Origin of the sequence: Streptomyces sp. NPDC090088, assembly GCF_044747345.1 — a bacterium.
GTDB lineage: Bacteria > Actinomycetota > Actinomycetes > Streptomycetales > Streptomycetaceae > Streptomyces.
Window position 1 is genome coordinate 695,330 of sequence record NZ_JBIVDZ010000003.1, and the last position, 13,698, is coordinate 709,027.

Here is a 13,698-nt window from a genome sequence, read left to right on the forward strand (position 1 = left end):
TTGAGGGCTCGCGGCTCAGTGGACGGAGCGTGGCCGGGTCTCCGTCGTATGTAGTGTGCGGAGATGACGAGAAGCGAGCGGCTCGCGGAGCAGCTGGACTGGCACTGGCACAAGAGCCTGCGGCCGCGGCTGGACGGTCTCACCGATGAGGAGTACTTCTGGGAGCCGGTGCGCGGCTGCTGGAGCATCCGCCCGCGCGGCACGTCGACCGCACCGATGTCGGAGGGTTCGGGCGAGTGGACGCTGGACTACGCGTTCCCCGGCCCGGTGCCGGCGCCGGTGACCACGATCGCCTGGCGACTGGGGCACATCATCGTCTCGTGCCTGGCCTATCGGGTCGAGTGGTACTTCGGCGGCCGGGACGTCGACGCCGGGGCGTTCGCCTACGCGGGGACGGCTGACGAGGCGCTGAAACAGCTCGACGAGATGTACGGCAGATGGCACGCGGGGGTCCGTGCGCTCTCGGACGCCGACCTGGACAATCCGCCCGCGACAGGTCCGGAGCGGTTCCCCATGGAGAACAGGATCCTGCACGTCAACAGGGAACTGATCCATCACGGCGCCGAGATCTCTCTGCTGCGTGACCTCTACCACTGGCAGGACGGAGCCGTAGCGGGCCCACCGGGCATCGGCGCAGGTCCCACCCCCCGGACCTGAGTTGAGGAACTCCGGGGCTTGGGCGCAGGATGGCCGGCATGACCTCCAGCGAACGCCCTCTTCTCAATCGCCGGCTCGCCGAGTTCGGGACCACGATCTTCGCGGAGATGTCCGCGCTCGCCCTCAGCACCGGGTCCATCAACCTCGGGCAGGGCTTCCCGGACACCGACGGCCCCGAGGAGATCAGGGAGGCGGCGGTGCGGGCGCTGCGCGAGGGGCGCGGCAACCAGTACCCGCCGGGCCCGGGCGTCCCCGAGCTGCGGACGGCGATCGCCGCGCACCAGGAGCGCCGGTACGGGCTGTCGTACGACCCGGACGCCGAGGTCCTGGTCACGGCGGGCGCCACGGAGGCCATCGCGGCCGCCCTGCTGGCACTGCTGGAGCCCGGTGACGAGGTCGTCGCGCTGGAGCCGTACTACGACTCCTACGCGGCCTGCATCGCGATGGCCGGCGGCACCCGGGTCCCGGTCACCCTGCGCCCGGACGGCGGCGCGTTCCGCCTCGACCTGGACGAGCTGCGGGCCGCCGTCACCCCGCGCACCCGGCTCCTGCTGGTCAACACCCCGCACAACCCGACCGGCACCGTCCTCACCCGCGCCGAGCTGACCGCGATCGCGGAGCTGGCGGTGGAGCGGGACCTGCTGGTCGTGACGGACGAGGTGTACGAGCACCTGGTCTACGACACCGCCGAGCACATCCCGCTGGCCACCCTCCCCGGGATGCGCGGGCGCACGGTCACCATCGGCTCGGCCGGCAAGACCTTCTCCTTCACCGGCTGGAAGGTCGGCTGGGTGACGTCGACGCCGGAGCTGGTCACCGCGGTCCGCTCGGCGAAGCAGTTCCTGACGTACGTCTCCTCGGGCCCCTTCCAATACGCGGTCGCCGAGGCCCTCGCCCTCCCGGACTCGTACTTCGAGGCGTTCCGGCAGGACATGCAGACCAAGCGGGACATCCTCGCGGCGGGCCTGAAGGAGGCGGGTTTCACGGTCTACGACACCGCCGGCACGTACTTCATCACCACCGACATCCGCCCGCTCGGCGAGACCGACGGCTTCGCCTTCTGCCGGTCGCTGCCCGAACGCGCGGGGGTCGTCGCCATCCCGAACGCGGTCTTCTACGACCACCGGGAGGCGGGGGCGCCCTTCGTGCGGTTCGCGTTCTGCAAGCGCGCGGAGGTGCTGAAGGAGGCGGCGGAGCGGCTGCGGCAGCTGTCCTAGCGGCGCGACCGGCTCAGCGGGCGAGCGGGACCGCTGCGGGTACCGCCCAGTGCTCCGGGGCTCGCCGCTTCACTCCCACCCGCCGGACGACGGTATCGACGGCACAGCCGCATCGGGAGTCCGTCGTCAGCGGGTGTCCTCCTCGGGCTCCGGGCGCGGGAGTTCGTCGAGGTCGAGGGTGAAGGTGCGGCCGTCGGCCAGCGGGATGGGGAGCTTGCCCGTGCCGTACTTGTGAGTGTGCGCCGCGATGTAACCGGTGCCCGTCGGCTGGGTGTGGAGGACGACCTCCTGGGCGTAAGGGTCCACGACCAGGTAGACGGGGATGCCGTAGCGGCCGTACTTGGCCGTGCAGTCGTCGTAGTCCTTGCGCGCGGAGGAGGTCGAGACGACCTCGGAGATCAGCAGGACGTCCTCGAAGCCGTAGCGCTTCCCGTCCCGGCGGGCGTCCTCGCGGAGGATCGCCAGGGCGGGGGCGGAGTTCTCGTCGGCGGGGAAGTCGATGTAGACGTCGGAGGCGGTCTTCGCGCGGCGTCCGAGCGACACGATCGTGTCGTACTGCATCGACTTGATCGTGCTGGAGTGCTCGAAGCTCCGCGGAGTCATGATCACTTTTCCGTCGGCCCCGAACAGGACCGTGTACCCCTCGGGGAACTCGGTGTGCACGACCGCGTCGACACTCATGGACGGCTCCTTCCCATGTGTGGTCAGGATACGGCGGTCGGTGCCGGGGTACCGAGCTTGGCGGCCGGTGAGACCGGTCCGAACAGGATCCGGGGCCGCCACGGCTCCGTCGCCCGGTGGCGGTGAGGCCGCTTCGGGAAAAGCCCGAGCCCAGCGACACATCCATAGGAGCCCTGATCTGCCAATCAAAGCAGGTCAGGGGCGCTTTTCGGGTGTGGACCCTCAGAAGTTCCTCAACTCTGCTTTGGCTGCCGGGACGGCCGGGCATCCCCCGTGCACGCCGCGTTCTCGCGGCGGCCGGGGCGCCCACGGGGGGTCGCTCCGCGCGAACCGAAAGAAGGTGACGCCATGGGCATCGTCTTCATCGTGGTGGTGGCCGCGATCGTCTGCTTCGTGATCATCGGGACCGCGGTCCGCAGGGGCGGACGGGTCGGAGGCCGGGGCGGATCCTCCGGCTACGACAGCTCCGGCAGCTGGTGGGCCGGGGACTCGGGGTCCTCGTCCTCGCACGGCGGACACGGCGGCGGCCACGGGGGCGGCCACGGGGGGCACTCCTGCGGTGGCGGGCACTCGTCGTGCGGCGGCGGCTCGTCGTGCGGCGGGGGCGGCTGCGGCGGCGGGGGCAACTGACCCCGGGGGACCAGGGGGAAGGGGGACCAGAGGGGAGCGGGGGGAGCGGGGAACGGGGCGTCCGGCGGGAGAGCGGGGGAGCTCTCCTCGGGCGCCCCGGCGCACGCTGGGCGGAGTACGGCGCACGACATGGTTGAACAGTTGAGCTGTGGAGCCCTCTGAGGGATGGAAACCCCACGAAGTTGGGTAAAAACGCTGTGGCGGCGTCACAGTTCATGATTCCCTCTAAATCACCAAAGCAGCGCCTCGGACGTCCTGACGACACCCCTCCCCGGCTGGGCCGGCCGGGCCGATCTCCCGGTGTCGACCGAGGTGCGCCGGACCACCCTCCTCCCCTTTTGCGTGCTAGCGGAGCCGATCCATGCTCACGACCCTGAACACCTCCTACACCGATACGCGCGCGGCCGATCTCGCCTGGGCCCTGGGGCGCGAGCCGTTGCCCGCACTGGCCACCCTCGACCTGGAACTGACGGGGGCGAAGCTGCAGTTGAGACTGCTCGGCGCGTCCCACCAGGTGCTCCTGGAGGAGGAGCGGGGCGGCTGTTCGGAGACGGTGGCGTGCATCCCGGGGTCCAGCACCCCCCTGCCGCTCGGGGTCGCCAAGCGCGTCGGCGACTGGGAGTACGAGTTCGCGGCCCGCGTCGAGGTGCTGTCGCCGGGCTCCTTCGCGGGCCGCGCCCAGGAGTTGCTGGCCCTGGTCTCCGAGCACCCGCACGGTCTCGCCGGTGTCTTCCCGGGCAGCCCGCACGCGTTCACCGCGATGCTCGCCCAGCGGCACGAGGGCCAGGTGCACTGGCGGACCTGGCACGCGTACCCGCAGGACGGCCAGTTGGTGGCCACCCGGACCCGGGTCGGAGTGCGGGTTCCGGTGGCCCAGACCGTCTGTTGATGACATAAACCAACGGCACGTCAAGGCGGTTCAGATCCACACGTGTGGGTGACGAAGCGTGCCGTGCGAGTGACGTAACGTCGCAGAGTGATCGATCCGCACGCACCCGCCCCTCCCGGCACACCGCCGCCGTGGGGCGCCCCCGCGCCGCTGCCCGTGCGGCCGGGGACGGGCCGGTTCCTGGTCCTGGCGTGCGTCTTCGTCTGCGCGGCCTGCGGGTTGGTGTACGAGCTCGAACTGGTCGCCCTCGCCTCGTACTTGATCGGCGACTCGGTCACCCAGGCCTCCGTCGTCCTGTCCGTGATGGTCTTCGCGATGGGGGTCGGCTCGCTCGGCGCGAAGCGGCTGCGCTGGCACGCGGCGGCCGGATTCGGCGCGGTGGAGGCCGCGTTGGCGCTGGTCGGCGGCTGCAGCGCGATGGCGCTGTACGCGGTCTTCGCCTGGACCGGTGACTGGGGCGGCCTGTGGTCGGCCGGTCCGCGCTGCCTGCTCGTCGCCTTCTCCCTCGCCATCGGCCTGCTCATCGGCGCCGAGGTGCCGTTGCTGATGGAGCTCATCCAGCGCATCCGCCGCCAGGACGCGGGCGGCGCGGTGGCCGACCTGTTCGCGGCGGACTACGTCGGCGCGCTCGTCGGCGGCCTGGCCTTCCCGTTCCTGTTACTGCCGTTCCTGGGCCAGCTGACCGGCACCCTGCTCACCGGCACCGTCAACGTGGTGGCCGGCGGCGCCCTGGTCCTCGGCCTGTTCCGCCGCGACCTGTCCCGGCGGGCCCGCTGGACCCTCCTCGCGGTCAACCTGACCGTCCTCGGCCTGCTCGCCTCCGCCGCCGTCCTCGTCGACGACTTCGAACGGGCCGCACGGCACGCCGTCTACGGCGCGGACGTCCGGGTCGCCCTCCAGACGGACGTCCAGGAGGTCGTCCTCACCGGCGGCACCCACGGCCGCCCCCTCGACCTCTTCCTCGACGGCCGGCTGCGGGTCGGCGGCCGCGACGAACGCCGCTACCACGAAGCCCTCGTCCACCCCGCGATGAGCGGCCCGCACACGCGCGTGCTCATCCTCGGCGGCGGCGACGGCATGGCCGCGCGCGAGGTGCTCCGCGAGCCCGGCGTCGACCAGGTCGACGTCGTGGAACTCGACGGCGGCCTGGTCCGGCTGGCCCGCCGCGACCCCGCCCTCTCCGCGCTCAACGGCCACGCCTACGACGACCCGCACGTCCACGAGTACACCGCCGACGCCTTCCGCTGGCTGCGCGGGGCACCCCGCTCCGGCTACGACGTCGTCATCGCCGACCTGCCCGATCCCGGCATCACGGCCAGCACCAAGCTGTACTCCCAGGAGTTCTACGGCCTGGCCCGCCGCGCCCTCGCCCCCGGCGGCCGTCTCGTCGTGCACGCCGGCCCGGTCCAGAACCGTCCCCGCGCCTTCTGGACGGTCGCGGCGACCATGCGGGCCGCCGGCCTGGCCGTCACCCCCTACCGGGTCCTCGGCCACGACCCCGGCTTCGCCGCGGGCCCCGACCGCTCGGCGGGCGAGTCCCGGGCCCCGCACGACTGGGGCTTCCTGCTGGCGACGGCCGGCCGCACCGCACCCCCGCTGGCGCTCCCGCCCGACGCCCCGCGCCTGCGCACGCTGACCCGGCGCGGGCTGGCCGGAGACACGCTGGAACCACCCACGACATGGCCACCGCCGTCCACGTTGGTGCATCCGCGTTACTGACGAGGGTGTGCCGGACCGACTCGTGGGTAGGCTCACTCGGCATGGAGCACCAGGTGTACGTCCCGGCCCCGGCCTCGCGGCTCAGAGCGGCGCTGGCCGACCCCGCGCGGGTCGCCCGGGCGGTCCCCGGTCTCCAGCAGGACCCGGCCGCCGAACCCGGCACCGGCCGCCTCAAGGTCCGGATCGGCAGCCACTCGATCACCTACCGGGGCTCCCTGCGCGTCACCGCCCGCGCCGACGGCTCCTACGCGGTCGACGGCGACGCCAACGAGGCCCGCGGCACCGGCACGGTGAAACTGGCGCTCACCCTCCGCCTCGCCGCCACCGACGAGGGCGGCAGCACGGTCACGGTCACCGGCACGGCCTCCGCCGACGGCCGGCTCGCCGAGCTGCCGGCCGACGCGGTGGAGTCGGCCGCCACCCGGCTGCTGAACCGCTTCGTGGAAGCGCTCGCGGAGGAGACACCCGACTCCGCCCCCGACGAACCGCCCCCGTCGGTCTTCGAGACCGAGGTCCCGCCCCCGTCCCTGGCCCCCAACCCTGTCGAGGAACCGCTCCCCGAGATCTTCGCGGAAGCCGCCCACGCCCGCCGCACCATGATCGGCCGCAGCGCCGAGGAAGTCGACCACGCCCCGCCCCGCGGCCGCTACGCCCCCGTCCCGGCACCCCAGACGGTCGCCGCGAACTCCGCCCTGCGCTGGGCAGCCCCGGCAGCAGCCCTTGCGCTGGCCTCGGCGATCGTGGTGACGAGGGCGTTGCGCAGGCGCCGGTGAGATCTGCCGGCGAGGGGGGACGCTTACCGGCGCTTGCCGGGTGCCTCCCCCACTCTCGGCCTCGCTCGAGCGGGGCCCGCATCGCCCACCCGTGCCGCCCCATGGGGGCACCTCCCAGGCCCTTAAGGCACTGGGGGAGGCACGCATGCCCGCAGCCAAGCGAGCTGGAAAGACGCCCCGGCTGTAGCGCCCTGTCAGGGGCGCGGGACTGTATCGATGTGCGGCTCCGCCGCGTGGGCGCGACCGGCCCCCACCCACCCGCACCCGAAACCCGACCCGCCTCCCCCAGTACTGTCATCCCGTGAGTAACGAAGACATCACGCTGACAGCGGGCGACGCCACCCTCCACCTGCACCCCGGCAACGGCGGCCGGATCGCCGGACTGGAGGTCGGCTCCCTCGAACTCCTCCGCCAGGGCGACCGCTTCGGCTGCTTCCCGATGGTGCCGTGGTGCGGCCGCATCCGGGACGGCCGCTTCCTCGACGGCGCCAACCTCGTCCAGATGCCCCTCAACTCCCCGCCGCACGCCATCCACGGCACCGCCCGCGACGGCGCCTGGCGCACCGCGCGCGTCTCGGAGAGCGAGGCGGTGATCACGCGCGAGCTGGGCGCCCCCTGGCCGCACCCCGCCCGCGTCACCCACGTCGTGCAACTCGCCGAGGACTCCCTGACGCTGACGATGAGCGTGGAGACGTACGACGACTCCTTCCCGGCCCAGATCGGCTGGCACCCGTGGTTCAACCGCAACCTCGGCGGCCAGGACGTCCAGGTCGCCTTCGCCCCCGCCTGGCAGGAGGAGCGCGGCGACGACCACCTGCCCACCGGCAACCGCGTCGACCCCGAGCCCGGCCCCTGGGACGACTGCTTCGGCATGCCCGACGGCGTCGACGTCACCCTCACCTGGCCCGGGCAGCTGGAGCTGAAGGTCACCAGCCGCGAGCAGTGGGTCGTGGTCTACGACGAGCAGGCGGAGGCCGTCTGCGTGGAGCCGCAGACCGGACCGCCCAACGGGCTCAACACGCTGCCCCGGCTCGTCACGCCCATCGAGCCGCTCGAAGCCACGACCACCTGGACCTGGCGCCGCCCGCAGGCTGTCTAAGCTGGTCGGCATGACGGACGTACGCGCTGAGCTGCTGCAACAGATCAAGGACAAGGCCGTGGTGCACGGCAAGGTGACCCTGTCGTCGGGGCTGGAGGCGGACTACTACGTCGACCTCCGCCGCGTCACCCTCGACGGCGAGGCCGCGCCGCTGGTCGGCCAGGTGCTGCTGGACCTGACCGAGGGCCTGGAGTTCGACGCCGTCGGCGGGCTGACGATGGGCGCCGACCCGGTCGCCGGCGCCATGCTGCACGCCGCCGCCGCCCGCGGAAAGCGCCTCGACGCCTTCGTCGTACGCAAGGCGGCGAAGGCGCACGGGATGCAGCGCCAGGTCGAGGGCCCGGAGATCAAGGGCCGGCGGGTCCTCGTCGTCGAGGACACCTCCACCACCGGCGGCTCCCCGCTCACCGCCGTGGAGGCCGTGCGCGCGGCCGGCGCCGAGGTCGTCGCCGTCGCCACCATCGTGGACCGGGCGACGGGCGCCGCCGAGAAGATCCAGGAGGGCGCCGGTGTGCCGTACCTCTTCGCCTTCTCGAAGGATGAACTGGGTCTGGACTGACACGTGGGTTGACGAGTGGGATTGACCCGGATTTGACCGGCGCGTGGAGCATCGGTTCATGTCTGGAAAGATGGGGACGACGATGACGTCGCCCCCACACAGGTCTAGGTCAGGGCCGTAGAGAAGCAGCAGTACCCGACCCGCACACCCAAGGAGCGGACAGATGCCCATCGCAACCCCCGAGGTCTACAACGAGATGCTCGACCGGGCGAAGGCAGGCAAGTTCGCCTACCCGGCCATCAACGTGACCTCGACCCAGACCCTGCACGCTGCGCTGCGCGGCTTCGCGGAGGCGGAGAGCGACGGCATCGTCCAGATCTCCACGGGTGGCGCCGAGTTCCTGGGCGGCCAGTACAAGAAGGAGATGGTGACCGGCTCGGTCGCGCTCGCCGAGTTCGCGCACATCGTCGCCGAGAAGTACCCGGTCAACGTCGCGCTGCACACGGACCACTGCCCGAAGGACAAGCTCGACGGGTACGTGCGTCCGCTGCTCGCGATCTCCGAGGAGCGTGTGAAGAACGGCCGCAACCCGCTCTTCCAGTCGCACATGTGGGACGGCTCGGCGGAGACCCTCGCCGACAACCTGGCCATCGCGCAGGAGCTGCTTGAGCAGGCCCGCCGCGCCAACATCATCCTTGAGGTCGAGATCACCCCGACCGGCGGCGAGGAGGACGGCGTCTCCCACGAGATCAACGACTCCCTCTACACGACGGTCGACGACGCGATCCGCACCGCCGAGGCCCTGGGCCTGGGCGAGAAGGGCCGCTACCTGCTCGCCGCCTCCTTCGGCAACGTGCACGGCGTGTACAAGCCGGGCAACGTCGTGCTCCGCCCCGACCTGCTCAAGGAGCTGAGCGACGGCGTCGCCGCCAAGTTCGGCAAGCAGTCGCCGTTCGACTTCGTCTTCCACGGCGGCTCCGGCTCCACCGAGGAGGAGATCCGCACCGCGCTGGAGAACGGCGTCGTGAAGATGAACCTGGACACGGACACCCAGTACGCCTTCACCCGTCCGGTCGCCGACCACATGCTCAAGAACTACGACGGCGTCCTGAAGGTCGACGGCGAGGTCGGCTCCAAGAAGACCTACGACCCGCGCACCTGGGGCAAGCTCGCCGAGGCGAGCATGGCCGCGCGTGTCGTCGAGGCCACGCAGAACCTGCGCTCGGCGGGCAACAAGATCAAGTAAGCCGCATTACGGTCAGGACCCGGCGTTCGTCTGTCTACGGCGCCGGGTCCGCTGTATACCTGGAACCATGCCCGACGTCCGGCTGGCCTCCTCCCAGGGCAAGTGGATCCTGCTCACCACCGTCCTCGGTTCCAGCATGGCCATGCTGGACTCGACGGTCGTCAACGTCGCCCTGCCCCGCATCGGCGAGGACCTGAACGCGAGCCTGTCCGCGCTCCAGTGGACGGTCAACGCGTACATGCTGACCCTGGCCGGCCTGATCCTGCTCGGCGGCTCGCTCGGCGACCAGTACGGCCGCCGGAAGGTCTTCGTCATCGGGGTCGTCTGGTTCGCGGCCGCGTCCCTGCTGTGCGGCCTGGCTCCCACCGACGCCGTGCTGATCGGCGCCCGCGCCCTCCAGGGCATCGGCGGCGCCCTCCTCACCCCGGGCTCCCTCGCCCTCATCCAGGCCTCCTTCCACCCCGACGACCGGGCCCGCGCGGTCGGCCTCTGGTCCGGCTTCGGCGGCATCGGCGCGGCCGTCGGCCCGTTCCTGGGCGGCTGGCTGGTGGACGGCCCCGGCTGGCGCTGGGTCTTCCTCCTCAACGTCCCGCTGGCCCTGCTCTGCGTCCCGGTCGCCCTGCGCCACGTCCCCGAGTCCTCTGGGGGCACCTCCCGCTCGGAGAGTGGGGGAGAACGCAGCCACGGCCGCTTCGACGTCCTCGGCGCGGTCCTCGGCGCCCTCTCCCTCGGCCTGGTGACGTACGCGCTGATCGAGGCCGGGACCCTGGCGCTGCTGGCCGTGGCGGGCGTCGCGGCCGGCGTGGCCTTCGTGTACGTCGAGAAGCGCCGCCAGGACCCGATGCTCCCGCTCGACATCTTCGCCTCCCGCCAGTTCACGGCGCTCAACGTGGTCACCCTCTGCGTGTACGGGGCGTTCGGCGGCTACTTCTTCCTCACGGCGCTGCAACTCCAGGTCGTCGCGGGCTACTCGGCGCTGGCCGCCGGCACCGCCCTGCTCCCCACCACCGCCCTGATGCTGCTCTTCTCGGCCCGCTCGGCCGCCCTCGCCGACCGCATCGGCCCCCGGATCCCCCTCACCGTCGGCCCCCTGCTCTGCGCCACCGCGATGCTGCTGATGCTGCGGGTGGGCAAGGACGCCAACTACCTGACGGACGTCCTCCCGGCGGTCCTGGTCCAGGGCCTTGGCATGGTCGTCCTGGTGGCCCCCCTCACCGCCTCCGTCCTCGCCTCCGTGGACACCGCCCGGGCCGGCATCGCCAGCGGCATCAACAACGCGGCGGCCCGCGCGGCGAGCCTGATCGCGGTCGCGGCCCTGCCGCTGCTCGCCGGCATGGGTCCCGAGGCCTACCGCTCCGCCGACGCCTTCGACGCCGCGTTCGACCGCGCGATGCCGATCTGCGCCGGGGTACTGGTCGTCGGCGCCGCCCTGGCCTTCGCCCTGGTACGCCGCCCCACCCCCGGCTGCGTCCGCCCCGAGTGCCGCCACCACGGCAACGTCACGACACCCCCACTGGAGGCGGAGGGCCGCACCTAGGGGCATAGCCGGAGCCGCAGAGGTCCCGGGTCCGTGGCCGCGGGCCGGGGTGCGCCAGACTGGAACCCATGAGCATTCACGAGAACCTCCTCGGCGGCCCGCCCCCGACCAAGCTCCCCGACGAACCCGCCCCCCGCGAGCTCCTCGCGCAGGGCACCGCCCCCGCGGACGTCGCCGCCAAGTACCCCACCTCCTCGCTCGCCTGGGCCCAGCTCGCCGACGACGCGTTCGAGCGCGGCTCGGTCGTCGAGTCGTACGCCTACGCCCGTACGGGCTACCACCGCGGACTGGACGCGCTGCGCCGCAACGGCTGGAAGGGCCACGGCCCCGTCCCCTGGGAGCACGAGCCCAACCGCGGCTTCCTGCGCGCGCTGCACGCCCTCGCCCGCGCCGCCCAGGCGATCGGCGAGCAGGAGGAGTACCAGCGCTGCACGCAGTTCCTGAAGGACTCCTCGCCGGCCGCGGCCCAGACCCTGGGCTAGCCGCCCGTTCGGCTCTGTGGCCCGTCTGGCAACAGGCGGGCCTTGCCGTATCCGGGGTACGTTGCGGAAGATGCCGGTGGGGACCGGGGCCCCCGTGTCGGCATCGGCAGGGGCGGACCGCTACCCGGAGTACAACAGGAGACAGCGATGTCCCACGAGGCTCTCGCAACGAACGAGCCCGAGACCCCGCATCTCGACTTCGCCGGCACGACACCGTACGAGGACTACGTCAGGGCCGACGTGCTCACCCACCTCCAGCACACCCTCTCCGACGACCCCGGAGAGATGGTCTTCCTGGTCACCACCCAGGTCATGGAGCTGTGGTTCACCGTCATCGTCCACGAGTGGGAGACCGCCGGGGCCGCGCTGCGCGCCGACGACATCCCCACCGCGATCGCGGCGCTGAAGCGTTCCACCCGCGAGCTGGAGGCGCTGAACGCCTCCTGGAAGCCGCTCGGCCAGCTCACCCCCGCCCAGTTCAACTCCTACCGGTCCGCCCTCGGCGAGGGCTCCGGCTTCCAGTCGGCGATGTACCGGCGAATGGAGTTCCTGCTCGGCGAGAAGTCCGCGTCCATGCTCGTCCCGCACCGCGGGGCACCGCGCGTGCACGCCGAACTGGAGAAGGCGCTGCAGCAGCCGAGCCTGTACGACGAGGTGGTGCGGCTGCTGGCGCGGCGGGGGTATCCGATCCCGGACGCGGTGGCGGTGGAACGTGACATCTCACTGCCCTATACACCTTCCGACGCCGTCGAGACCGCCTGGACCGCCGTCTACTCCGGCGACGGCGACACCGACCTCGCCCGCCTCGGCGAGGCGCTGACCGACGTGGGCGAACTCGTCTGGCGCTGGCGCAACGACCACCTGGTCGCCACCCGCCGCGCCATGGGCGCCAAGCCCGGCACCGGCGGCTCGGCCGGCGTCGCCTGGCTGGAGAAGCGCGCCCGCAAGAACGTGTTCCCCGAGCTGTGGACGGCGAGGTCCCATGTCTGAGCTGACCCTGAAAGCGGAGAAGCTGGACGGCGCGGACGAACTCGCCGCGCTCCGCTCCCGCTTCGTCCTCGACGACGTTGTGTACCTCGACGGCAACTCACTGGGCGCCCTGCCCGCGCACGTCCCCGGCCGGGTCGAGGACGTCGTCCGCCGGCAGTGGGGCGAGCTGCGCATCCGCTCCTGGGACGAGAGCGGCTGGTGGACGGCACCGGAGCGGATCGGCGACCGGATCGCCCCGCTGGTCGGCGCGGCGGCCGGGCAGATCGTGGTCGGCGACTCCACCAGCGTCAACGTCTTCAAGGCGCTGGTGGGCGCGGTACGGCTCGCGGGGGAGGGCCGCGACGAGATCCTCGTCGACGCGACCACCTTCCCCACCGACGGCTACATCGCCGACTCGGCGGCCCGGATGACGGGGTGCGTGCTGCGGCCGGTGACCCCGGCGGAGGTGCCCGCCGCCCTGGGCGACCGCACCGCCGCCGTCCTGCTCAACCACGTCGACTACCGCACGGGCCGGCTGCACGACCTCCCCGCCCTCACCGGCGCGGTCCGCGCGGCCGGCGCGGTCTCCGTCTGGGACCTGTGCCACAGCGCGGGCGCGCTGCCCGTCGGCCTCGACGAGCACGGCGTGGACCTGGCGGTCGGCTGCACCTACAAGTACCTGAACGGCGGCCCGGGTTCACCGGCGTACCTGTACGTCCGCAGCGGCCTGCAGGACCGCTTCGACTCCCCGCTCCCCGGCTGGAACTCGCACACGGAGCCGTTCGGGATGCGGCCGGAGTACGAACCGGCCGCGGGCGCGGTGCGCGGTCGCGTCGGCACCCCGGACATCCTCTCCATGCTGGCCCTGGAGGCGGCGCTGGAGGTCTGGGACGGGGTACGGGTGGCCGCCGTACGCGCCAAGTCCCTGGCCCTGACGGACTTCTTCCTGGAGTGCGTCGAGGCGTACCTGCCGGCGGGCCGCGTCGAGTGCGTGACCCCGGTGGCGCACGAGGAGCGCGGCAGCCAGATCGCACTGCGCTGCCCCGACGCCGGGGACGTGATGCGCCGGCTGATCGAGCGGGGCGTGGTCGGGGACTTCCGGCACCCCGACGTCCTCCGCTTCGGCTTCACTCCGCTCTACGTCGGTTTCGCGGACGTGGAGCGGGCGGCGCGGGTGCTGGGGGAGGTGGCGGGAGAGGCCGCGGGATCGGTCGCGCGATCGGTCGCGGGACCGGTCGTCGACTAGCGATATGACGACTTGGTGATCCTGGTGCGGGGGCCGGGACGGTACAGAACCGTT

At 72.2% G+C, this 13,698-nt stretch carries 14 protein-coding genes; 13 read left to right on the top strand and 1 reads right to left on the bottom strand.

Translation table 11 applies throughout. The features are described 5' to 3' along the window. Positions 1–63: 63 nt before the first annotated feature. Entirely contained in the window at positions 64–657 is a 594-nt protein-coding gene (locus ACIPSJ_RS18995; RefSeq protein WP_401347048.1) for a DinB family protein, read from the top strand. Positions 658–686: 29 nt separating this feature from the next. Further along, positions 687–1,874 carry a pyridoxal phosphate-dependent aminotransferase gene (locus ACIPSJ_RS19000; protein ID WP_401347051.1) on the top strand — a complete coding sequence of 396 codons (1,188 nt, stop codon included), beginning with the start codon at positions 687–689 and terminating at the stop codon, positions 1,872–1,874. 126 nt (positions 1,875–2,000) lie between these two features. Here the strand turns inward: ACIPSJ_RS19000 and ACIPSJ_RS19005 are convergent, their stop codons facing one another. Further along, positions 2,001–2,555 (bottom strand): Uma2 family endonuclease, encoded by a 555-nt coding sequence (locus ACIPSJ_RS19005; RefSeq protein ID WP_401347053.1) that lies wholly within the window; start codon positions 2,553–2,555, stop codon positions 2,001–2,003. Between the two features lie 348 nt (positions 2,556–2,903). Here ACIPSJ_RS19005 and ACIPSJ_RS19010 point away from each other — a divergent pair, with 348 nt between their 5' ends. The 11 genes from ACIPSJ_RS19010 (at position 2,904) to kynU (ending at position 13,644) form a co-directional block, all read left to right on the top strand. After that, positions 2,904–3,185: a hypothetical protein gene (locus ACIPSJ_RS19010; RefSeq protein WP_359206356.1), complete on the top strand. Its 282-nt coding sequence runs from the start codon at positions 2,904–2,906 to the stop codon at positions 3,183–3,185. Between the two features lie 361 nt (positions 3,186–3,546). Continuing rightward, positions 3,547–4,074, top strand: a complete 528-nt coding sequence (locus ACIPSJ_RS19015) for a DUF2617 family protein (protein ID WP_359206354.1) — start codon at positions 3,547–3,549, stop codon at positions 4,072–4,074. 87 nt (positions 4,075–4,161) lie between these two features. Then, positions 4,162–5,793, top strand: a complete 1,632-nt coding sequence (locus ACIPSJ_RS19020; protein WP_359206352.1) for a polyamine aminopropyltransferase — start codon at positions 4,162–4,164, stop codon at positions 5,791–5,793. A 41-nt stretch (positions 5,794–5,834) separates the two neighbouring features. Next, on the top strand, positions 5,835–6,566 hold the full coding sequence (locus ACIPSJ_RS19025; protein ID WP_359206351.1) for an SRPBCC family protein: 732 nt from the start codon (positions 5,835–5,837) through the stop codon (positions 6,564–6,566). 301 nt (positions 6,567–6,867) lie between these two features. Beyond that, positions 6,868–7,665, top strand: a complete 798-nt coding sequence (locus ACIPSJ_RS19030) for an aldose 1-epimerase (protein ID WP_359206350.1) — start codon at positions 6,868–6,870, stop codon at positions 7,663–7,665. A 10-nt stretch (positions 7,666–7,675) separates the two neighbouring features. After that, positions 7,676–8,224, top strand: coding sequence for an orotate phosphoribosyltransferase (gene pyrE, locus ACIPSJ_RS19035; RefSeq protein WP_390972066.1), 549 nt, complete (start codon positions 7,676–7,678; stop codon positions 8,222–8,224). A gap of 163 nt (positions 8,225–8,387) precedes the next feature. Next, positions 8,388–9,410: a class II fructose-bisphosphate aldolase gene (gene fbaA / locus ACIPSJ_RS19040; RefSeq protein WP_359206346.1), complete on the top strand. Its 1,023-nt coding sequence runs from the start codon at positions 8,388–8,390 to the stop codon at positions 9,408–9,410. A gap of 67 nt (positions 9,411–9,477) precedes the next feature. Next, entirely contained in the window at positions 9,478–10,947 is a 1,470-nt protein-coding gene (locus ACIPSJ_RS19045; RefSeq protein ID WP_401347058.1) for an MFS transporter, read from the top strand. A 68-nt stretch (positions 10,948–11,015) separates the two neighbouring features. Continuing rightward, on the top strand, positions 11,016–11,429 hold the full coding sequence (locus ACIPSJ_RS19050) for a DUF3151 domain-containing protein (RefSeq protein WP_401347061.1): 414 nt from the start codon (positions 11,016–11,018) through the stop codon (positions 11,427–11,429). 147 nt (positions 11,430–11,576) lie between these two features. Further along, positions 11,577–12,419: a tryptophan 2,3-dioxygenase family protein gene (locus ACIPSJ_RS19055; RefSeq protein WP_401347063.1), complete on the top strand. Its 843-nt coding sequence runs from the start codon at positions 11,577–11,579 to the stop codon at positions 12,417–12,419. Then, a complete protein-coding gene (gene kynU / locus ACIPSJ_RS19060; RefSeq protein ID WP_401347064.1) occupies positions 12,412–13,644 on the top strand; it encodes a kynureninase in 1,233 nt (410 codons plus the stop codon). Before ACIPSJ_RS19055 ends, kynU begins: the two co-directional genes overlap by 8 nt. The last annotated feature ends 54 nt before the right edge of the window (positions 13,645–13,698 follow it).